Source organism: Streptomyces albiflavescens (assembly GCF_014645835.1).
Taxonomy (GTDB): Bacteria; Actinomycetota; Actinomycetes; order Streptomycetales; family Streptomycetaceae; genus Streptomyces; species Streptomyces albiflavescens.
This window is the reverse complement of sequence record NZ_BMMM01000010.1, coordinates 84,492-104,543: the sequence shown is the minus strand read 5'-3', so window position 1 is coordinate 104,543 and position 20,052 is coordinate 84,492. Positions and strand designations below refer to the sequence as shown.

The window sequence follows — 20,052 nt, the reverse complement described above, 5'->3', positions numbered from 1 at the left end:
TGGATGTCGTGTCACAGGCGGAGGAGGGGCCGCGGGTTGCCGTTGCCGTGGTGACCATGGGCAATCGGCCCGCCGAGGTCGACGCGCTGCTCACCTCCGTGGCCAAGCAGGACGTCGCGCCCGCACGGATCGTGATCGTGGGCAACGGCGCCCCGCTGCCCGAGTTCGCCGAGCGCCTGGGGCTGCCCGGTGAAGTGACCACCATCGAGGTCGAGGAGAACCTCGGGTGCCCCGGCGGGCGCAATGTCGCCCTCCAGCGCCTGAGCGAGCTGGGGGACGTCGACGTGGTCGTGGAGCTCGACGACGACGGGCTGCTCGTCGACGGGGACGTCCTGCGGAGGGTACGGGACCTGTACGCCGCCGATCCGCGGCTCGGCATCGTCGGGTTCCGCATCGCCGACGAGAACGGGGAGACGCAGCGCCGGCACGTGCCCCGGGTCGGGGCCAAGGATCCGATGCGGGGCGGACCGGTCACCGGCTTCCTCGGCGGTGGCCACGCCCTCTCCATGCCCATGCTCGCCGAGATCGGCGACTGGCCCGCCGAGTTCTTCTTCGCGCACGAGGAGACCGATATGGCCTGGCGTGCCATCGACGCCGGGTGGACCGTGCTGTACGAGCCCGAGCTGCTGCTCCAGCACCCGAAGACCTCGCCCGCGCGGCACGCCATCTACTACCGGGTGACCGCCCGCAACCGGGTCTGGCTCACCCGCCGGCGGCTGCCCCTCCCGCTGATCCCTGTGCATCTGGGCATCTGGATCCTGGCCACACTCGTACGGACCCGGTCCGTCGGCGGGCTGAAGGCCTGGTTCGGGGGGTTCGCGGAAGGGCTGCGGGAGTCCGGCGGGGAGCGGCGGCCGATGCGCTGGCGCACGGTGTGGCGGCTCACCCGCCTGGGGCGCCCACCCGTCATCTGAGGGTGTGCGCGAGCCCGTACGACAGACGGAGGCCCCGGTCGTTCACTTCGACGACCGGGGCCTCGCGCGTCCCCGGATCCGGCCACGGCGGCGACACTCCCCCGAGTTACGCGTCATACGCGCGCACCGTCGGGCCAGATCCGATGCAGTGATCACATCAGGCCACGCCAACGGATCGCTAACATGTGGCCAACGGTTCGAACGGGAGCCGTGAGTCGGTCGGCGGGAAGTCGCCGGAAGAAGGCGCGAAGTCGCCGTGGGTGCGGCCGGAGGGGTCGCACGGGAAGGCAGTGGGTCGGCGTGATGCGGAACGGGCTGCGGTTCGGGCTGCTGGGGCCGCTGGTCCTGTACGACGCCGACGGCGAGTTCAGGCCGATCGGCAGCGGCAAGATGCGTGCCCTGCTGGCGACGCTGCTCCTGGAACCGGGCCGGGTCGTCTCGGTCGACGTGCTCAAGGACGCGCTGTGGGGCGGGGCACCGCCCGCCTCCGCCCAGGCCTCGCTGCAGAACCATGTGACGCGGCTGCGGCGCCTCCTCGACGATCCCGAGCGGCTGCGCGCGATCCCTCCGGGATACGTGCTGCGTGTCGGCGAGGGCGAGTTGGACGTCCGTGTCTTCGAACGGCACGCCACCGCCGCACGTGCCGCCCACGCCGAGCGCGACTGGGAGCGGGCGCTGCGCGAGTCCCTGTCCGCGATCGCGCTGTGGCGCGGTACCCCGCTCAGCGGCCTGCCGTACGAGACCGGCGGACACGCCTTCGTCCAGCGCTTGGAGGAGGCCCGCCTGCTCGTCCTGGAGTGGCGCTACGAGGCCGAGCTGCGCCTGAGTGATCTCGGGGAAGCCCAGGCACGCCTCGGCGCCGCCCGGCAGGCGCCCCCACCCTCGAACTGGCCGCGCTCCGCTCGGGCGGGGGGACCGCCTTCGCCGGACAGGCCAACGGCCGAAGGGGGCGCTCCCTCACGTTCTCGGCTTCGCTCGCACGGGGAGAACCCCCATCGTGGACCTTCTTCCGACACATCGGGCGCACGCACCGAACGACGCGGGAACGTACCCGAGCTTCCAGGAGGCCGCTCAGCCCTCACGACCGCCCGACTCGACCGGCTGGCCCCCGAGTTGGCCGCACTCACCGCCGAGCACCCCTTCCGCGAGGCCTTCCACCGGCTTCTGATGCTCGTGCTGCACCGCACCGGGCGCCAGGCCGAGGCCCTCGCCGTCCACCGTGACCTGCGGGCCCGCCTGGTGGAGGAGCTCGGGATCGAGCCCGGCCCCGCGGTGCGTGAGGCGCATCTGGAGATCCTCCGCGAGCAGGGCGGTAGGGACAGGGCGGCGGACGTGGCCGACGACGCCGGGCGGGCGGAGCGGGAGGCGGCGGCCGTCCCGTCGGACCCCGGCCCGCCGCGTCCGGCCCAACTCCCGCCCCCACCGGCGTATTTCACCGGACGTGACGACCTCCGCCAGGAGCTGCGCCTGGCGCTGGACCCGGAGCGTCGGACCACCGGATCCGGCGTCGCGGCGGCCGACGGGATGCCGTGTGTCGCCGTGATCAGCGGCATGGCCGGCGTCGGCAAGAGCGCGCTCGCGCTGCATGTGGCACACGGACTGCGGGAACGTTTCCCCGACGGTCAGCTGTACGTCAACCTGCACGGCGCCACCCCCGGAATGACCCCGCTCACCTCCGGCCAGGCGCTCGCCGCGCTGCTTCGCGACCTCGGCGCCGAACCGCGCCGGATCCCCGAACACCGGGACGCGGCGGCCGCGTTGCTGCGGTCGATGCTCGCGCCCACCCGCACGCTGATGGTGCTCGACGACGCCGCGCATGCCGCGCAGGTACGGCCGCTGCTGCCCGCGGGCGCGGGCTGCGCGGTGATCGTGACGAGCCGCTCGCCGCTCACCGCCCTGGACGGCGCGCACCGCTTCCCGCTCGCGCCGCTGTCGGACGAGGACAGCGCGGCGCTGCTCCGCGCGGTCTCCGGCCGCCGCAACGGTCTCGACGGCGGGCACCCCCTCGTCGAACTCACCGGCCGGCTGCCACTCGCCCTCCGCGTCGTCGCGGCCCGCCTGGCCGCGCGCCACGCGCTCACTCCGGACATGCTCGCCGGTCAACTGGCCGCCACAGAAGGTCGGTTGCATCACCTGGAGTACGACGACCTGAGCGTCCGCCGCTCCCTGGCCGTCGCCCACGACGCACTGCGCGCCTCGGAGCGCGAGGCAGACCGGGACGCGGCGCTCGCCCTGTGCCGCATCGGCGCGCTCGACCTCCCCGCGTACGGAGCGCCCCTCCTCGCCCGCCTCTCCGGCATCGACGAACGCCGAGCCGAGGCCGCCCTCGACCGCCTCGTCGACGTCGCCCTCCTGGAGGAAACGGCGTACGGCCGCTACGCCCCGCACGACCTGGTGCGGGACTTCGCCCGCGAGATCGCGGGGGCGACACGGGCGACGGAGGGTATGGCGACGTCCTGCGAGGGGCCCGACGGCATGGGAATGCCGGACCTCGACGGCCACGACGCGGCCGTCGCCGAGCGCGCGCTGCGCTGGTACGCCGGTGTCGCGGCCCGCTCTCTCGAGGCGATCCTCGAACCCGGGCTCGACCGGGAGGACCGCAGCCGGCCGACCGCCTCGCAGCCGGAGCGGCACACCGTGGACGCCGCGATGACGCCGCCGTTCTGCACCGCGAAGGACGCCTTCGCCTGGGGCGATCTGGAGCTGGAGAACGTGGTGGCGCTGGTCGAACACCACGCGGAGACCTCCCCGTACGTCCCCGTCCTGGTCCGCCTGCTCAACCCGTACGTCCAACGCAGCGGCCGCGTGGCCGAGCTGGAGCTCCTCCAGCGGGCCGCGCTCGGCGCCGCGCGGCGGCTCGGGGACGAAGCCGCCGAGGCGTACGCGCTCGGAGACCTGGCGGGCCTGCACTTCATGACGGGCCGCGCGAGCGACGCCCTCGTGCTCAACGACGAGGCGCTGGCGATCTGGCGCCGGCTCGGCGTCCTGTCCTGGGTGCGGCGGGGCCTGAACAACCGCGGCATGCTCCTCGAAGGACTCGGCCGCTACACCGAATCCGGCGAGGCACTGCTGCAAAGCCTGGAATTCTCCCGGGAATTGGGCGACCCGCACATGGAGGCCATCACCTACAGCCACCTGGGCAACCTGTACGAGCACACGGACCCCCGGGCCGCCATCGACCACCACAAGCGCAGCCTCGCGATCGGCGACACGATCCGGGACGTCATCATCCGCCACTCCGCGCACTGCAACATCGGCTACGCCCACCTCGCCCTCGGCGAACCGGCCGCCGCCGTACCGCACTTCGAGGAGAGCCTGCGCATCCTCGGCAGCCACGGCGACTGGCACGGCGAGTCGCAGACCCGGCTCGGGCTGGTGCGCGCCCTGCGCGGGGTGGGGCACGAAGAGCGGGCCGCGCGCGAGTGCGATCTGCTGCTGTGCCGCGCCGACCGCCGCGCCGACCGGTACACCGGAGGGCTCGCCCGCCATCAGCGGGGTCTGCTGCTGCGTAGCCGGGGAGACCTCGAAGGGGCCTACGAACAGTGGGAGTCGGCCCTGGCCGCGCTCGCGGAGACGGACAGCCCGGTGGTGGGGGAGCTGCGGGAACTCCTGGCGGAAAAGCCGGAGCGGGCGTCGTGACCCGGCGAGGTCACTTGGCGTCCGCGTAGCACTCCACCACCGCCGTCGTGAACGGGAAGCGGACCGGTGTCTCTCCGAAGGTGAGGCGCCCGGCGAGGTCGGCCGCGTCGCGGATCGCGGTCACCACGGTGTCGGCCTCCTCGGCGGGGCAGTGCACGATCACCTCGTCGTGCTGGAAGAAGACCAGCTCGGCCGAGAGGCCGGCGCAGGTGCGCCGGAGTGCGGCGAGCACCAGCAGGGCCCAGTCGGCGGCGCTGCCCTGGACGACGAAGTTGCGGGCGAACCGGCCGCGGGCACGGGAGTCGGCGGAGGCGTACCCCGGAACCCACCCCTGATCGAGGCCGCTCTCCACGGGATCGTCCTGGGGGATACCCGCCTCGTCCCCGCTCCCGTCCGACGAACCCACCGCCGGGGGAGAGGTCCGCCCCAGCCAGGTCCGCACGAGCCGTCCTTCCTCTCCCGCCCGCGCCGCGTCGTCCACGTACGCCACGGCCCTGGGGAAGCGGCGGCGCAGCAGGGCGAGGTTCTTCAGCCCGTCACCCGACGTCTGCCCGTACACGGCCCCCAGCACAGCGAGCTTTGCCTGCCCCCGATCACCGGCGAACGCCCGGTCCGAAACGGCCTGATACAAATCGGTCTCCCGCCCCGCGACCTCCATCAGACCGGGGTCGCGCGAGATCGCGGCCAGTACACGCGGCTCCATCTGATCGGCGTCGGCGACGACGAGCCGCCAGCCGGGATCGGCGACGACGGCACGCCGGATGACCTTGGGGATCTGCAGAGCGCCCCCGCCATTGGTCACCCACCGCCCGGTGACGGTCCCGCCCGGCAGGTACTCGGGCCGGAACCGCCCGTCGCGCACCCAGTCCTGGAGCCAGGACCAGCCATGGGCGACCCAGATCCGGTACAGCTTCTTGTACTCGATCAGCGGCTTCACGGCCGGATGGTCGATCGACTCGATCTCCCACCGCCGCGTGGACTTGACCTTGATCCCGGCCTGGGCGAAGGCCTTGACCACATCGGCGGGCAGATCAGGTCTGACCCGTCTCCCGAAAGCGGCCGACACCTCATCCGCCAGCTCGGCGAGCCGCCGGGGCTCGCCCCCGCCCGCGTACCGCTCCCCGAGCAGCTCGTGCAGCACCTCCCGGTGGACGTCCGCGCGCCACGGCAGCCCAGCCTCGTTCATCTCGGCGGCGACCAGCATCCCCGCCGATTCGGCGGCCGTCAGCAGCCGCATCCGCTCCGGATGCGCGGTCGTGTCATGCCGCCGTTGCTGGTCCGCGTACACCTCCAGGAGATCGCCCAACGGCACGTGGACCGGGCGCGGCTCGAAGAGAGAGGACTGTGAACCGGGCTCGGCGGACCGCTGCGGCGGATCGGCCGGTACGGGCCCGCCGCGCAGCCTCGCCAGTGCGGCGGCCGCCGACCGGGGCTCGCCGAGCCGCCCCTCGTGCCCGAGCAGCAGCGTCTCGGCGGCCTCCATGTCGTAACACCGCTCGACTCGCACCCCCGCGGCGAGCAGACGCGGATACACGTCCGCGGTGGACCGCCAGACCCACCGGCTCACTTCCGGCCTCGACCGCACCGCCTCCGCCAGATCCGCCTCCCGGCGAAGTGGCCCCGCGGGCAGCCCGTCGGGGCCGAGGACGGCGACCTCCGCGCCACCGTCCTCGGCCGGGGCGAGAGCCCAGCGCCCGGTCATGATTCCGAGTCTCGCAGGCAGGTCTGACAACGGCGCCGTCCCCTGCTGCCGACTCGCTCAGCCCGTGCTCGGCTCCCCCTTCCCGTTCACGACCTCCTCGAGCATGCGCGCGACGTGCCCCTCGGTCGTCGCCTTGTCGACGCCGGCCGCGCTGAGGACGCCCTCGCCGTTCTCGTACTCCAGGAGGGCCAGCAGGATGTGCTCGGTGCCGACGTAGTTGTGGCCGAGGCGCAGGGCCTCGCGGAAGGTGAGTTCGAGGGCCTTCTTGGCGGCGGGCCCGTACGGGACGAGTTCGGGGACCGCGTCGACGGCCGGCGGGAGCGCCGCCTTCGCCGCCTCGCGCACCGCGTCGAGGGACACGCCCTGCGCCGTGATCGCCTGGGCGCCGAGCCCCTCGGGCTCGGCGAGAAGCCCGAGGACGAGGTGCTCGGGGAGCCCTTCCGCGTTTCCCGCGGCCTTGGCCTCGCTGTGCGCGACCATGACCACCTTCCGCGCACGCGGGGTGTAGCGCCCGAAGCCCTGGTTCGGATCGAGATCCGACTCCGCCTTCGGGACGAAACGCTTCTGGGCGGCCTGCCGGGTGACCCCCATGCTCTTGCCGATGTCCGTCCAGGACGCGCCCGAACGCCGGGCCTGGTCCACGAAGTGCCCGATCAGATGGTCGGCCACGTCACCCAGGTGATCCGCGGCGATCACCGCGTCCTGGAGCTGGTCCAGCGCGTCGGTGTGAACCTTTTTGATGGCCTCGATGAGGTCATCGAGACGCACGGATGCGGTGCCGAGTGGGTTCGTAGTCATGTGTCAACCGTAGGTTGACACTCTCGCAGTGTCAACCCAAAGTTGACACCCCGAGGTGACCGAGGGGCCGGGGCGTTGCCCCGGCGCAGCGGGGGCACGCCCCAGCGGCACGACTACCCGCAGCTGGGACCGTCCGCCCGTTGGGGCCAGCGGCCATCAGCCCCGTACGGCCCCGACCCACTACGAAGAACGGGCGAAGCACCAGCAGTCCGTCGTCAGGCCCGTCGCCACATCCGTCATCACGCCCGTCGTCACGCCCGCCTCCACGCCCCTCCCACCGCCGCCCCGACCGCCACCACCAGGCACACCCCCACGCACCCCGACAGCACCTCCCACGGCACATCCACCCCCACCGGCGCCGACACCCGCCCCAGCGCCGCCGCAACCCCCGCAAGGTTGACGCCGGCCACCGCACCCCCGAGCACCGCCCCCACACAGACCCCCACCGCGGCCTCGCCGGCGACCACCCGCAGCACCTGCCCCCGGGTGGCCCCCGCCATCCGCAGGGACCGCAGCTCCGCACCCCGCGCGGAGGTCGCCATCAGCAGCGTCGCAGCCAGCGAAATCCCGGCGTACACAAGGGCGATGCCCAGAACCACGAGGAACCCCAGCCGGACCTGCGGGCCGGTGCGCGGGTACGTGGCGGCCAGCCATGCCGACGCGGACCTCACCGTGCCCCCCGCCGAGGCCCGCAGCGCCGCCCCGACGGCCGCCCGATCCGCCCCACGCCTCACCCGCACATCGAGCCGATCGACCACGGCCCCCGCCGCGTTCGCCGAGGTCACATACGCCCCGCTGTTCCCCGTACCCCGCGCCAACACGGCCACGACCCGCAACCGCGCGGCCCGCCCGTCCCCCAGCCACACACGGACCCGGGCCCCCACCTCATGCCGTTCCCACTCCTCGTTCACGACGATCGACCGGTCGTCGAGATCGCGCACATCGCCCGCGACGACCGGCAGCCGCGTCACCGCCGCGAACGCCGCCACGTCGCTCACCGCCCGCGCGTCGGACCGTACGAGCGCGGTCCCCTCCTCGCGTACGAAGACCGCGGTCGAGGCGGTGGCCGAGACCGTGGCCCCAGCGACCCGTACCGGCCGCAAGCCGTCCCCGGTGACGACGAATTGGGCACGGGTCTGCTCCCGCGCCTCCGCCGCCTTCGCCCCGGTCACGGTCGCCGCGGCCCCCAGCAGCGAACCCGCCAGCGCGACGGTCACCAGGACGGGAGCCGCCACGGCGGCCGTCCGCCGCAGCGCCGCTGCCGCGTTCTCGCGCACCAGCAGTCCGGTCGCGCCGGACGGCCGACCGAGGGGAAGCAGACGTACGACGGGCCGTACGAGGGGACGGACGAGCACGGGAGCCAGCGCCGCCACGGCCGTGACCAGGACCATCGGCTGCGTCGCGTATGTCTTCCGCTTCAGCAGCGCGGCCGGGTCCGTCCGCAACGTCCAGACCAGCAGCCCGAGTCCGACCGCGAGCAACCCGAAACCGACCACCCGCCGCGACCGAGGCATCACACCCGTGTCCACGGACGCCTCCCGCAGCGCCTCCACGGGCCCGATCCGCCCCGCCCGCCAGGAGGCCACCCAGGCGCCCGACAGGGCCACCAACACCCCGGTGCCAAAGGCGACATGCCAAGGCCAGTCCACCGACCCCCGCAGCGCGAACCACGATGGCGCCACCCCACCGTCCACCAGCGCCCGCACGAGCCGGGGCGCACCACGCGCCCCCAGTGCGCACCCCGCGGCCGACGCCACGAGCCCCACCGCGAACGCCTCTGCGAGCAACAGCCTCCGCACCTGTCCTGGCGTCGCCCCGGCCATCCGCAGCAGACCGAACTCCCGCCGCCGTAGGGCCACGACGAAGGCGAACGTCGAAGCCGTCACGAAAACGGAGACGAAGGCCGTCACCCCGGCCGCCGTACCCAGCAGGGAGCCGATCCCGACCAGCGCCTCGGCATCGCGCGCGGCGGAGGGGTCGGCCTGATGGCGGGCGTCACCGGTCAGTACCCGCGCACGATCACCGACAAGCCGCCGCACGGCCCCGACGGGCGCGTCGACACCCACCGCGTCCCGAGCCGCACCGTCCGTCCGCACCCGCCCCCATGCGCGGAGCTCGCTGATGAGTTCACTGTCCACAGGGTGTGGATGCGCGAGCTGCTTCGATACGAGGGCGGTGTCCGGCCCCCGCCGCACCTCCACCGTGAGGGTGTCCCGCCCCATCACCACGACGGGCGAGGAAGCGAACCGCGTCGGCGGCCGCGCGGACGCGTCGAGGCCGGCGGCGAGCGCCAGCCCCATCGCGGTCATCACGGCGACTCCGAGCCCGACGGCGACGAAGGAGCCGAGCAGGCAGACCCAGCGCGCACGCAACGACGAAAGACTCAGCACGACGCACGCCCCATCCACTCCGACCCGGCCGTCGGCTCCAGTCCCGCCGTCCGCTCCGGTCCGGCCGCCCGCTCCAGTCCCGCCGTCCGCTCCGGTCCGGCCGCCCGCTCCAGTCCCGCCGTCCGCTCCGGTCCGGCCGCCCGCTCCAGTCCCGCCGTCCGCTCCACTCCCGCCGTCCCCTCCAGCTCCGCCATCCGCCCCGCGACCCTCGCCGCGGAAGGCTCCGTCAATTCCCCGCTCACCCGCCCGTCCACGAGGAACACCACGCGGTCCGCGTACGAGGCCGCCACCGGGTCGTGCGTGACCATGACGGTCGTCTGCCCCTCCCGGTCCACCAACTCCCTCAGCAGTGACAGGACTTCACGACCGGTCCCGGTGTCGAGCGCCCCCGTCGGTTCGTCACCGAAGAGGACCGCGGGGTGGGTGATCAGCGCCCGCGCGAGAGCGACGCGCTGCTGCTGCCCGCCCGACAGCTGCGCGGGCCGGTGCCCGGCGCGGTCACCGAGCCCCACCCGGGCCAGCGTCTCGCGCACGGCCCCGCGCGAGGGCCGCCGCCCGGCCAGCCGCAGCGGCAGGGCGACGTTCTGCGCGGCGGTCAGCGACGGCAGCAGGTTGAAGGACTGGAACACGAACCCGATCCGCTCCCGTCTGAGCAGCGTCAGCCGGCGCTCGCTCAGCCCGCCCAGCTCGACCCCGTCGACAGCCACCGTCCCGGAGGTCGGCCGGTCGAGCCCGGCCGCGCACTGCAGCAGGGTCGACTTCCCCGACCCGGACGGCCCCATCACGGCGGTGAAGGTCCCGGCGGCGAAGTCCAGATCGACCCCGTCCAGGGCGGCGACGGCACCGTAGTCACGGCGCAGGGATCGCATACGTACGGCTGTTTCTGTCATGCCTCGAGCGAACCGTCCGGCAGCCGTCCGGACACGACCACCAGGGGGCGTCCTGAGGGTAGGGCCGGCCCTACCCGGCCCCGTGACACGATCGAGGAATGAGCAGCAGCAACCCCAGCCCCGGCACGGTCGAGCGCGCCTTCGAAGCCGCCCTCTACGCCGACTCCGACACGGCCCTCGACGCGGGCGCATCGCTGCTCGCCGCCGATCCCGGGTCCGACGCCGAACTCGCCCGGCGCGGCGAGGAGTTCGTCGCCGCGGCCTGGCGGCGGGGCTGGCAGCCCGCCGATGTCGTACGGATCGTGCGCCGCGAGCTGGACGACGTACACATACAACTGGTGTCCGCGCTGATCCTCAGCGAGAACCGCACGCCGCGGACCCCGCGCTGGGCCGCACAGCTCGAAGAGCTGGCGTCCGAGGCCCGGGCCTCGCGCACCGACCGCTTCTCGTACGCGACCGCCGTACTGGAGCTCTACCGGCTGCTGCTCCGCCTCCCCACGATCGAGCCCCTCGACGTGCCGCGACAGGACGCTCCCCACGCCCCCCGGGACACCCGCATGCTCACCCGCATCCGCGCCCTGCTCGCCAAGGCCGAGGCGACCGGGTTCCCGGAGGAGGCGGAGGCGCTGAGCGCCAAGGCGCAGGAGCTGATGGCGCGGCACAGCATCGACGAGGCGCTGCTCGCGGCCCGTGCGCACGCGAAGGACGCGCCCGGCGCCTTCCGGATCGGCGTCGAGCCGCCGTACGAGACGGCCAAGGCGGTGCTCCTGGACGCGGTGGCCGGCGCGAACCGCTGCCGGGCCGTGTGGAACGAGCCCCTCGGCTTCTCGACCGTCGTCGGCTTCGAACCCGACCTGGAGGCGGCCGAACTCCTCTACACCTCACTCCTCGTGCAGGCCACGGCCGCGATGACGAAGGCGGAGGCCGCGCAGCGGGCGGGCGGGCGGAAGCGTACGAAGACCTTCCGGCAGTCCTTCCTCGCCGCCTACGCGCACCGGATCGGCGACCGTCTCGCGTCCGCGACCGAAGGGCAGGAGGCGGCCACGGAGGGGGAGTTGCTGCCGGTGCTGGCGGCCCGCGACGTGGCCGTCGCGGACCACATGGACCGGATGTTCCCCGAGACGGTGACCACCCGGCTGCGCGGGGTCAGCGACGCGGCCGGGTGGCACGAAGGGGCCGCGGCGGCGGACCGGGCGCAGGTCAAGGGGCGGCCGCCACTGCGGTGATCAGTCGCCCGCGTGCTGGAACGGGCTCACGGAGGCGTTGAGGTCGGCCGCCTCGCTCTTGCCCGCGACAGGTCCGTAGGACCACTTGAATTCCTGTGTGGCGGTGGCGCCGGGCAGGCCGATCTTCAGCGTCTGCGCGTCGAAGGTCTTCGCGTCGCCCTCCTTGCCCCGGACGTAGGTGATGGTGAAGGTCGCGGTGTCGTCCTTCGCCAGGGTCAGCTTCACCGGGCTCGCGGACTTCTCCGGGGCGATGTCCGTGGAGGCGCCGCCGGCCTGGACCTCGAGGCCGGGGAAGCCCTTCAGAGTGCACGTGGAGTCGCGGTTGGTGAGGGTGACCGGGACGTTGCCGGTGTCCCCGGCGGCCGGGGCGGCGTTGGCGGGGCCCACCTCGATACCCACCTTGTCGATGCGGCAGTCGGCGGTGGCGCCCTTGCTGGTCTTGCCGGTCTTGCCGGTCTTGCCGGTGCTGCCGCCGCTGTCGTCGCAGGAGGTCAGGGCAAGGGCGGCCGCGAGGACGGTGACGGCGATGGGCAGGGTGCGCATGGGGTTCCCCCGGGGGTGGTGACGGTGTGCATGGATCATCACGCATGTCGATCCTCGGACGTTGCGCGCCCCGGCCGTTCGCCTCCGCCGAGCCGCGAATGTCCGGAAATCTCCCTACGCTGACGGAATGAGCTGGCTCCCGGCGCTGAAGGAGACCGCGCGCTCGGGACTGACGACCGAGCGGAAGCGTCTCGAACCGCTGATCGCGCTGCGGGGCGCCGCCGGGCTCGCGCTCGTGATCTCGGTGAGCCTGTGGGCGTTGGGGCCGGGGGCGGCGGCGGGGGGTGCGTTCGGGGCGTTCCAGGCGGCGATCGCGACGTTCCAGCGCAGCTGGCGGCCGCGTCCCGAGCTGGCGCTCGCCTCCGGCGCCAGCCTGGCCGTCTCCACGTTCGTCGGCTACCTCACCATCTCCCATCTGGCCCTGTTCCTGGCGCTGCTGGTGCTGTGGACGTTCGCGGCCGGGATGAGCTGGGCGGTGGGCCCGACGGCCGGCCTGATCGCCACCTCGAACGTGGCGATCATGCTGGTCACGGTCACCCTGCCCACCTCGGTCGCGCAGGCGGCGGGCCACAGCGCGATGATGGTCGCGGGTGGCGTGGTGCAGGCGTCCCTGGTCGCGCTCTTTCCGGTACGGCGCTGGGGTGCCCACCGTGACGTGCTGGCCGACGCCCTGGCCGCCGAGGCGGACTACGCGCGCCGGCTGCGCCACGACCCGCTGGCGCGCTTCGACCCGGAGCCGCTGATGGAGGCCCGCGACGCGGCCGCCGTCACCCCGCGCCAGGCCCGCCGCCGCCCCGCCGAACTCCACGGCCCCCGCGGCCTCGCCGAACGCATCCGTCCCGTCCTCGCCTCCCTCGCCGACCCGGCGATGGGCGTCCCGGCCGAGTGCCCCGAACGCGACCGCGTCCGCGAACTCCTCGCCGCCGCGGCCACCATCCTCGACGCGGCCGCCCGCGCCATCCGCCACGGCACCCCGGTCTCCCTTCCCCCGAACGCCGTCGCGGCCTTCAGAACCCCGGACACGGACGCCATCCTGACGGGACCGCCCCACCGTGCCGCAAAGCGCCTCGGATTCCTGCTCCGGCGTGTGGTGGAAACGGTGGAGGGCGAACGCGACGCGACATCCCCACGCACGCGCGCCACCGGACCGAAGCCCCACCCGAGCGGGAACACCGGCCGCCTCCGGACCGCCGCAGCCGGGGGCACGCGTGCTCTCGGGCGCATCCCAGCGGTCCTGACCGCGGGCAGGCGTGCCGCCGGGAACGGCACCCGTCCCAAGGAGGGCGGCGGCACCCCGCAACCGCCGAGCAGCTCACCCGCCCCGACCCCGGGCAACGGGAAGGCGGGCGCCACCCGTCCCGAAGCGAGCGGCGCCCCGCAACCGCAGAGCGGCGCCCCCACTCCTAGCCCGGCCCCCACTCCTAGCCCGGCCCCCACTCCTAGCCAGGCCCCCACTCCTAGCCAGGCCCCCACTCCTAGCCAGGCCCCCACTCCTAGCCAGGCCCCCACTCCTAGCCAGGCCCCCACTCCTAGCCCGGCCCCCGCTCCAAGCCCGGCCCCCACTCCAAGCCCGGCCCCCGCTCCAAGCCCGGCCCCCACCCCGGCCGCCGGGAAGCTCGACGGCACCCCGGCCGAACCCATGCTCCGGCCCAGCCTCCTGGAACTGACCCCCGTGGCCCTCAAAGCCATGCGGGAGGAACTCCACCGCGACTCCCAGATCACCCGCCACGCGATCCGCGTGTCGACCGTCGCCGCCGTCGGCTACCTCCTCGGCACCTGGCTCCCCCTCGGCCACGGCTACTGGGCCCCGCTGGCCGCGGTCATGATCATGCGCCCGGACTTCTCACAGACGTACAGCCGAGCCGTCGCCCGTTTCGTCGGCACGCTCGTCGGGGTGACGCTGGCCACGGGAGTCGTCCAGGCGGCCCACCCCGGGACGTACCTCTCGGGCGCCTTCGCCGTGGTCAGCGCGGGGCTGATGTTCCTGCTGCTGCGTACGGGGCAGATCGCCTCCCAGGCCTGCATCGCCGCGTACGTCGTCTTCCTGCTCGGCATGGGCGGGCAGCAGTGGACCCAGACGGTCCCGGAGCGGGTGCTGCTCACCCTGCTGGGCGGACTCCTCGCGGTGATCGCGTACGCCGTCTACCCGGCCTGGGAAACCCCGCGCCTGCGCCCCCGCCTCGCCGACCGGCTGGCCGCGCAGGGCCGCTACGCCGCCGCCGTCATCGGCCGCTACGCCGACCCCGGCGGTGGCGGCGACGACGTCCGCGAGGCCCTTCTCGCCGCGCGTGCCGCCCGCGCGGCCTGGCACACGACCGTGGCCCACGCCCAGACGGAGCCGGTACGCCACCGGGGCCTGCCCCCGACCGCGGCCGACGCCGCCGACGAGGCCATCGCCCACACGGGCCGCGTCGCCATGCTCCTGGAGGCCCACCTCCCGGACCGGGACGCACCCGCGGTCCCGCCCGCCGCCGTCTTCGCCGAAGTGCTGCGCGAAGACACCCGACGGGGCGCCAAGGCGATCCGCGAGCGCCGCGTCCCGCGCTGGGACGCCGTCCGCGAGGCCCTGGTGGCCTGGGACCGCGAGGGCGTGCCCGGGGACGGCCCGGCGGCGTTCGTCCGCCGGGGCGCGGGCCTGCTCCTGGAAGCCCTCGACGAACTCTCCGATGCCCTCGACACCGCCGTACTCCCGACGACGGACAAGGCCGACGCGTCCGCCCGGACGAAGCGGGTCAAACACGCGAAAGCAGCGCGACGTGTGAAGCGCCTGAAACATGCCGACGGGCCGCGGAACCCGAAGGATTCCGCGGCCCGCAGCTGAGTGATCCGGCGGTCAGGAGCCCAGGCTCGCCGTGGGCAACCCCGTGGGCAGCTGCTGCCCGCCCTCGCTCTTCACGTACGACTCCGTGCCGACCCCGCCCTGCCACGTGATCTTCAGGCCCGTACCGCTGACGGAGTCGACCATGCCGACCGCACGGTCCTTGCTGCCGTCCGTGCACGTGAGGCGGATCATCCGCATGCCCGACTCCTCGGCGGCGGTGCCGCTGCACACGGTGCCCCCGGTCGTGAAGACCGCGGCCTTCTTGCCGGTGACCATCAGCGCCACCGCCTTGCCGCCCGTGGTCGCCAGCCAGCTGCCCTCCAGCTTGCTCTTGGTGCCGGAGGTGCTGTCCGAGCCGCCGCCCGTGTCGGCCGTCTCCGTGGCGGACGCGCTCGGGCTCGTGGACTTGTCGCCGGAGCCGCCGTCGTCGCTGCTGCAACCAGCCAGCACGAGCGCGGCCGCCAGGCCCGCGATCGCGGCCGCGATACGCGCGTGCCTGCGCGGGAAGGTCGCCGAAGTCACTGAAGCCCCCAAGGGTGGTGAGGATGCCGAGGTCGCCGGAACGACCGCAGCAAGCTACCAGGAGGACTTGCGAACGCCCGGGAGGGATCCGGCGTGCGCTTGCTCACGCCGGGTTCCTCCCGGGAGAGGCCGAAGGCGCGCAGGTATCCGCGCGGGCGGCCGTCCACCGCGTCCCGGTTGCGTACGCGGGTGGCGCAGGTGTCGCGCGGCTGCCTGCGCAATTCCTCCTGGGCCGCGATCCGTTCGGCGTCGGTCGAGGAAGGCCGGCGGATGATGTCCTTCAGCTCGGCCCGTCGGGCGGCGTACCGCGCGACGAACTCCCGGCGCTTCTCGTTCTTCGCGATCCGGCTCTTCTTCGCCATCAGACCTTCACTCCTCGGGCACGGATCCGCGCCACGGCCACCTCCACGCATGCAGTGGGCGGACAAGGTGACGCACCTCTCGTGATCGTCGACCCGCAGCTATTGGCAATGGGATTCATTTTCAGTAAAATACGAGCATGGCACGCAACGAACTCCGTCCGGTCGTCAGGCTCCGGTCCACGGCCGGGACCGGCTACACCTACGTCACCCGCAAGAACCGCCGGAGCGACCCCGACCGGATGACCCTGCGCAAGTACGACCCGGTCGCGGGCCGCCATGTCGACTTCCGAGAGGAGCGCTGACCGTCATGCGCGAGGGAATCCACCCGGCGTACGGCCCGGTCGTCTTCCGGGACCGCGCCGCGAACCACGCCTTCCTCACCCGCTCGACCATGACGAGCGAAAGGACGATCGAGTGGGAGGACGGCAGCACCTACCCGGTGGTGGACGTCGAGATCTCGAACGTCAGCCACCCGTACTACACGGGCAACGCACGCGTCCTGGACACGGCCGGGCGCGTCGAGCGCTTCGAGCGCCGCTACGGAAAGCGGGGTTGAGGGTGGCCGAGCACTGCGTGACGTCCCGGTAGGCCCGGCCGGGTGCCCATAGGTAGGAGATTCCCTACGGTTGACTCGTAGGGAATCTCCTACCTATTCTCGTATCCATGAGCCCCATGGAACCCACGAACATCACCCACGCCTCCTTCGTCACCCTCCCCGTCGCCGACCAGGACCGCGCCCTGCGCTTCTACACGGACGTACTCGGCTTCGAGGTCACCGCCGACCGGGACATGCCTCCCGGGCGGTGGCTCCAGGTCGCGCCCAAGGGGGCGCAGACCGTCTTCACGCTCTCGGGTCCGGGGATGGGTGGTTTTACGCCCGGCGAGACCCGGGGGATCATGTTGGTCACGACCGATGTCGACGCCGACTGCGCGCGGCTCGCCGTCGCGGGCGTCACGGTGGAAGGTCCCGACGACCTCCCCTGGGGCCGCATGGCCTCGTTCCGTGACCCGGACGGCAACGGTCTGATGCTGATCACGGAGAAGGAAGGCTTCTGATCGCGCCATGACGACCATCGGGGCCCATGAGGACCGCCTCTTCGCCGCGCTCGCCAACACCACCCGCCGAGAGGTGCTGCGGCTGCTGCGCGACGACGGGCCCCAGCCCGTCCAGGCGCTCGCCGACCACTTCGACATGCGCCGCCCGAGCCTCTCGGAGCACCTCAAGGTGCTCCGAGAGGCCGGGCTGGTGTCGGAGGAGCGCGCGGGACGGCAGCGGATCTACCGTCTGGAGGCCGCGCCGCTCGCCGATGTGCAGGACTGGCTCCACCCGTACGAGCGGTTCTGGCGCGACAGGCTCAAGGGCCTCGGCGATCTCCTGGACCGTATGCCCGACGATGACGAGACATGAGCCCTGTTCCGCAGTCCGAGCCGGCGGACGACCTGACGACCATCCGCGTCGACCAGTTCCTCCCGCACCCGCCCGCCAAGGTCTGGCGCGCCCTCACCGAGCCCGAGCTGCTCGTGCAGTGGCAGATGCAGGGGTCGGAGGACTTCCGGCTCGAAGTCGGTCACCAGTACACGCTGACGTCGGTCCCGCGCCCCAACTCGAACTTCTCCGGCACCGTTGACGTGCGCGTTCTCGCGTATGAGCCGGAGCGGATGCTGCGCGTCCGGTGGGCGGACACGGATCCCGCCAATCCCACGGATTGGACCATTACTTGGACACTGGAACACGAAGGCCGCGGTACGCGTCTGTTCCTAGTACACGAGGGATTCGATCCGGACGATCCCGCACAGATGATGGCGCGGAAGATCATGGACGGGGGCTGGAGATCGCATGTGATGCGAGCTCTGGGGAATGCGCTGGATCAGCTGTAGCCCGCAGGCCGGCCGGCTGGAGCCGGAGGACGACCAGCTGTAGCCGCTTGCACAACCCGCTGTAGTCAAGAGGCGGTAAAAGCTGTAACCGCAGGACCACCCCGCGTGCACGTGCATCTGCCCATGCATCTGCACATGAACAGAGCTATGATCCGGGTCAGTTGACCACTGCATCTATGGCCACTTCAGCCACTGCACGACCGGGGAGCGACCTGTGGACCACGACGTGTACGACGTGGATGACGTGTACGACGGCATGGCTGACGACGTGTACAACGGCATGGCCGCGACCGCACTGAACGGGGTGGCCTGGCAGAAGAGCCGGCACAGCAACTCGCAGGGTTCCTGTGTGGAGTTCGCCCGGCTGCCCGGTGGCGACGTGGCCGTGCGGAATTCGCGGTTCCCCGAGGGGCCCGCGCTCGTCTACACGCGTGCCGAGATAGAGGCGATGCTCCTGGGCATCAAGGACGGCGAGTTCGACCACCTGATCGCGGGCTGATGACGCCCGCCCGCCGGTGCGACCGAGGGCGATCGACGCTCGACGCTGAGTAACGCGCGTAGAACCGCGGCGCCAAAAGGCGCCGCGGTTTCCTACTCGGCCGTACCCGGCTGCTGGAGCCGGAACAGCGCCCAGACGACCTTCCCGCTGAGGGTGCCCGCGAGCGGGTGCCAGCCCCAGCTGTCGGCGAACGAGTCGACCAGGAAGAGGCCGCGGCCCGACTCCGCCGAGAAGTCGTCCGAGTCGCCCGCGACCGGGCTGTCGTGACTGGGGTCGCGCACCGCGCACACCAGGCGTGAGGTCCACCGCATCAAGTGCAGCCGCACGGGCGGGCCTTGGTCGTCCCGAGGCGTGTCCGAGGGCAGTGCGTGCCGCAGCGCGTTGGTGACGAGCTCGGAGACCACCAGACAGATGTCGTCGAAGCGGTCGCCGACGTCCCACTGGTCCAGCGTTCTGCGGGTGAACTGCCGCGCTTCGCGTACCGCTTCGTAGCGTGCGGGCAAAGCGCAGGAAGCGGCGTCGGACACGGCCGCGGGATCGAGCGGCGGAAGTCCCTGCCGTAAGGGCTCGAGCATGGTCGATCCATTCGTCCCCATGCGAGGCACTCCCGGGTGTTCGCGGTCGTTGCGATGCAGCGGTGGCGCGGGGACCATGGTTCCGAATGCGTACAGCAGATGCAAGGGCAGATGCACGTGCACGCGCCCGAATTAGACCTTCGTCTACCAGTTGTTGGTCATTTCTTCTGTCACCTTCTTCCCTCTTGTTGCCCCTCTCCTGACCTTTTCCTGCGTGGCTCCTTTGGCTACTTTCCGTTTCCGTAATCGAACGAGTACTGCTTGAAGTGTTTTAGTGGCAGACTTCGGCCCCTGAAGACGGTTGGGGAGGCGGACGAACGTGAGCGCTGGTGAGTCGAGCGGCTCGGTGGTGCGGCGCATGCTGCTGGGGTCACATCTGCGGCGCCTGCGGGAGGCGCGTGGAATCACCCGGGAAGCGGCCGGTTACTCGATCCGTGCCTCCGAATCGAAGATCAGCCGCATGGAGTTGGGACGGGTGAGCTTCAAGACGCGCGACGTCGAGGATCTGCTGACGCTGTACGGCATCACGGACGAGGCGGAGCGCACCTCCCTCGTCTCGCTCGCGAAAGAGGCCAACGTCGCGGGCTGGTGGCACAGTTACTCCGACGTCCTGCCCAGCTGGTTCCCGACCTACGTCGGCCTCGAGGGCGCGGCCCATCTGATCCGGGTCTACGAAGTGCAGTTCGTGCACGGCCTGCTGCAGACCGAGGCATACGCGCACGCGGTCGTCGCGCGCGGCATGAAGGGCGCGTCCGTCGCCGACATCGACCGCCGCGTGGCGCTGCGCCTGGAGCGTCAGAAGTACCTCGTCTCCGAGAACGCCCCGGAGTTCCACATCGTCCTCGACGAGGCCGCGTTGCGCCGCCCGTACGGCGATCGCGAGGTGATGCGCGGACAGCTCCAGCATCTGATCGAGGTCTCGGAGCGTCCCAACGTACGACTCCAGGTCATGCCGTTCAGCTTCGGCGGGCACTCCGGCGAGAGCGGCGCCTTCACCATCCTGAGCTTCCCGGAGTCCGACCTGTCGGACGTCGTCTATCTGGAACAGCTCACCAGCGCGCTCTACCTGGACAAGCGTGAGGACGTCACCCAGTACGAGGGCGCGCTGAAGCAGCTGCAGCAGGACAGTCCGGGCCCCTCCGAGAGCCGCGACCTGCTGAGGGGGCTGCTCCAGCTCTCCTGAGAGTCTCCGCAGAGTCTTTGAAGGCGTTCTTCAACTCCCCTGAAACACAAGTACGATGACGCGTGATCAGACCGTGATCGGATGTCTGCCTCGGCAGCGCAGGGATTGAG

Annotated in this window: 18 protein-coding genes and 1 pseudogene; 11 read left to right on the top strand and 8 right to left on the bottom strand. The window is 72.3% G+C overall.

What is annotated here, in order from left to right; translation table 11 throughout:
- Window positions 1–56 precede the first annotated feature (56 nt).
- Both IEY95_RS26130 and IEY95_RS26125 read left to right on the top strand, forming a co-directional pair.
- Window positions 57–914, top strand: a complete 858-nt coding sequence (locus tag IEY95_RS26130) for a glycosyltransferase (protein WP_229703378.1) — start codon at window positions 57–59, stop codon at window positions 912–914.
- Window positions 915–1,217: 303 nt separating this feature from the next.
- The gene (locus tag IEY95_RS26125) at window positions 1,218–4,553 is read left to right on the top strand and encodes an AfsR/SARP family transcriptional regulator (protein WP_229703414.1); all 3,336 of its coding nucleotides are present in this window, start codon (window positions 1,218–1,220) and stop codon (window positions 4,551–4,553) included.
- A gap of 10 nt (window positions 4,554–4,563) precedes the next feature.
- Here the strand turns inward: IEY95_RS26125 and IEY95_RS26120 are convergent, their stop codons facing one another.
- From IEY95_RS26120 to IEY95_RS26105, 4 genes are all read right to left on the bottom strand, one after another.
- Complete coding sequence (locus tag IEY95_RS26120) at window positions 4,564–6,255, bottom strand: bifunctional 3'-5' exonuclease/DNA polymerase (protein WP_189188573.1); 1,692 nt, start codon at window positions 6,253–6,255, stop codon at window positions 4,564–4,566.
- A gap of 57 nt (window positions 6,256–6,312) precedes the next feature.
- Window positions 6,313–7,053 (bottom strand): Clp protease N-terminal domain-containing protein, encoded by a 741-nt coding sequence (locus IEY95_RS26115; RefSeq protein WP_189188572.1) that lies wholly within the window; start codon window positions 7,051–7,053, stop codon window positions 6,313–6,315.
- 251 nt (window positions 7,054–7,304) lie between these two features.
- Window positions 7,305–9,443: an ABC transporter permease gene (locus tag IEY95_RS26110; RefSeq protein ID WP_189188571.1), complete on the bottom strand. Its 2,139-nt coding sequence runs from the start codon at window positions 9,441–9,443 to the stop codon at window positions 7,305–7,307.
- Complete coding sequence (locus IEY95_RS26105; protein WP_189188570.1) at window positions 9,437–10,333, bottom strand: ABC transporter ATP-binding protein; 897 nt, start codon at window positions 10,331–10,333, stop codon at window positions 9,437–9,439. Before IEY95_RS26105 ends, IEY95_RS26110 begins: the two co-directional genes overlap by 7 nt.
- A gap of 98 nt (window positions 10,334–10,431) precedes the next feature.
- Here IEY95_RS26105 and IEY95_RS26100 point away from each other — a divergent pair, with 98 nt between their 5' ends.
- A complete protein-coding gene (locus tag IEY95_RS26100; RefSeq protein WP_189188569.1) occupies window positions 10,432–11,559 on the top strand; it encodes a DUF2786 domain-containing protein in 1,128 nt (375 codons plus the stop codon).
- Here IEY95_RS26100 and IEY95_RS26095 read toward each other — a convergent pair whose 3' ends face one another.
- Window positions 11,560–12,102, bottom strand: coding sequence for a DUF4232 domain-containing protein (locus IEY95_RS26095; RefSeq protein WP_189188568.1), 543 nt, complete (start codon window positions 12,100–12,102; stop codon window positions 11,560–11,562).
- Window positions 12,103–12,229: 127 nt separating this feature from the next.
- On the opposite strand from IEY95_RS26095, the gene IEY95_RS49230 reads away from it, so the two are divergent.
- Window positions 12,230–14,923: an FUSC family protein gene (locus tag IEY95_RS49230; RefSeq protein ID WP_229703376.1), complete on the top strand. Its 2,694-nt coding sequence runs from the start codon at window positions 12,230–12,232 to the stop codon at window positions 14,921–14,923.
- A 12-nt stretch (window positions 14,924–14,935) separates the two neighbouring features.
- Here the strand turns inward: IEY95_RS49230 and IEY95_RS26080 are convergent, their stop codons facing one another.
- Window positions 14,936–15,445: a hypothetical protein gene (locus IEY95_RS26080; protein ID WP_189188567.1), complete on the bottom strand. Its 510-nt coding sequence runs from the start codon at window positions 15,443–15,445 to the stop codon at window positions 14,936–14,938.
- Between the two features lie 54 nt (window positions 15,446–15,499).
- A pseudogene (gene rpsN, locus IEY95_RS26075) lies at window positions 15,500–15,807 on the bottom strand (30S ribosomal protein S14).
- A gap of 137 nt (window positions 15,808–15,944) precedes the next feature.
- Here rpsN and rpmG point away from each other — a divergent pair.
- The 6 genes from rpmG (at window position 15,945) to IEY95_RS26045 (ending at window position 18,184) form a co-directional block, all read left to right on the top strand.
- Window positions 15,945–16,109, top strand: coding sequence for a 50S ribosomal protein L33 (rpmG, locus tag IEY95_RS26070; protein ID WP_189188566.1), 165 nt, complete (start codon window positions 15,945–15,947; stop codon window positions 16,107–16,109).
- A 5-nt stretch (window positions 16,110–16,114) separates the two neighbouring features.
- Entirely contained in the window at window positions 16,115–16,363 is a 249-nt protein-coding gene (locus IEY95_RS26065; RefSeq protein ID WP_189188565.1) for a type B 50S ribosomal protein L31, read from the top strand.
- A 107-nt stretch (window positions 16,364–16,470) separates the two neighbouring features.
- Window positions 16,471–16,863: a VOC family protein gene (locus IEY95_RS26060; RefSeq protein WP_229703374.1), complete on the top strand. Its 393-nt coding sequence runs from the start codon at window positions 16,471–16,473 to the stop codon at window positions 16,861–16,863.
- A gap of 7 nt (window positions 16,864–16,870) precedes the next feature.
- A complete protein-coding gene (locus tag IEY95_RS26055; RefSeq protein ID WP_189188564.1) occupies window positions 16,871–17,215 on the top strand; it encodes an ArsR/SmtB family transcription factor in 345 nt (114 codons plus the stop codon).
- Window positions 17,212–17,685 (top strand): SRPBCC family protein, encoded by a 474-nt coding sequence (locus tag IEY95_RS26050; protein ID WP_189188563.1) that lies wholly within the window; start codon window positions 17,212–17,214, stop codon window positions 17,683–17,685. Before IEY95_RS26055 ends, IEY95_RS26050 begins: the two co-directional genes overlap by 4 nt.
- Before the next feature lie 214 nt (window positions 17,686–17,899).
- Entirely contained in the window at window positions 17,900–18,184 is a 285-nt protein-coding gene (locus tag IEY95_RS26045) for a DUF397 domain-containing protein (RefSeq protein WP_373294547.1), read from the top strand.
- Window positions 18,185–18,276: 92 nt separating this feature from the next.
- Here IEY95_RS26045 and IEY95_RS26040 read toward each other — a convergent pair whose 3' ends face one another.
- Window positions 18,277–18,780: an ATP-binding protein gene (locus IEY95_RS26040; protein WP_189188562.1), complete on the bottom strand. Its 504-nt coding sequence runs from the start codon at window positions 18,778–18,780 to the stop codon at window positions 18,277–18,279.
- Window positions 18,781–19,105: 325 nt separating this feature from the next.
- Between IEY95_RS26040 and IEY95_RS26035 the strand changes: the two genes are divergently transcribed.
- A complete protein-coding gene (locus IEY95_RS26035; protein ID WP_505993841.1) occupies window positions 19,106–19,942 on the top strand; it encodes a Sco1979 family transcriptional regulator in 837 nt (278 codons plus the stop codon).
- The last annotated feature ends 110 nt before the right edge of the window (window positions 19,943–20,052 follow it).

Bases quoted from the DNA above. Each gene is read 5' to 3' on its own strand.
- rpmG (WP_189188566.1), top strand. From the start codon at position 15,945: ATGGCACGCAACGAACTCCGTCCGGTCGTCAGGCTCCGGTCCACGGCC.
- IEY95_RS26105 (WP_189188570.1), bottom strand. From the start codon at position 10,333: ATGACAGAAACAGCCGTACGTATGCGATCCCTGCGCCGTGACTACGGT.
- IEY95_RS26065 (WP_189188565.1), top strand. From the start codon at position 16,115: ATGCGCGAGGGAATCCACCCGGCGTACGGCCCGGTCGTCTTCCGGGAC.
- IEY95_RS49230 (WP_229703376.1), top strand. From the start codon at position 12,230: ATGAGCTGGCTCCCGGCGCTGAAGGAGACCGCGCGCTCGGGACTGACG.
- IEY95_RS26050 (WP_189188563.1), top strand. From the start codon at position 17,212: ATGAGCCCTGTTCCGCAGTCCGAGCCGGCGGACGACCTGACGACCATC.
- IEY95_RS26115 (WP_189188572.1), bottom strand. From the start codon at position 7,053: ATGACTACGAACCCACTCGGCACCGCATCCGTGCGTCTCGATGACCTC.
- IEY95_RS26040 (WP_189188562.1), bottom strand. From the start codon at position 18,780: ATGGGGACGAATGGATCGACCATGCTCGAGCCCTTACGGCAGGGACTT.
- IEY95_RS26120 (WP_189188573.1), bottom strand. From the start codon at position 6,255: ATGACCGGGCGCTGGGCTCTCGCCCCGGCCGAGGACGGTGGCGCGGAG.
- IEY95_RS26125 (WP_229703414.1), top strand. From the start codon at position 1,218: ATGCGGAACGGGCTGCGGTTCGGGCTGCTGGGGCCGCTGGTCCTGTAC.
- IEY95_RS26100 (WP_189188569.1), top strand. From the start codon at position 10,432: ATGAGCAGCAGCAACCCCAGCCCCGGCACGGTCGAGCGCGCCTTCGAA.
- IEY95_RS26095 (WP_189188568.1), bottom strand. From the start codon at position 12,102: ATGCGCACCCTGCCCATCGCCGTCACCGTCCTCGCGGCCGCCCTTGCC.
- IEY95_RS26130 (WP_229703378.1), top strand. From the start codon at position 57: ATGGGCAATCGGCCCGCCGAGGTCGACGCGCTGCTCACCTCCGTGGCC.
- IEY95_RS26055 (WP_189188564.1), top strand. From the start codon at position 16,871: ATGACGACCATCGGGGCCCATGAGGACCGCCTCTTCGCCGCGCTCGCC.
- IEY95_RS26060 (WP_229703374.1), top strand. From the start codon at position 16,471: ATGAGCCCCATGGAACCCACGAACATCACCCACGCCTCCTTCGTCACC.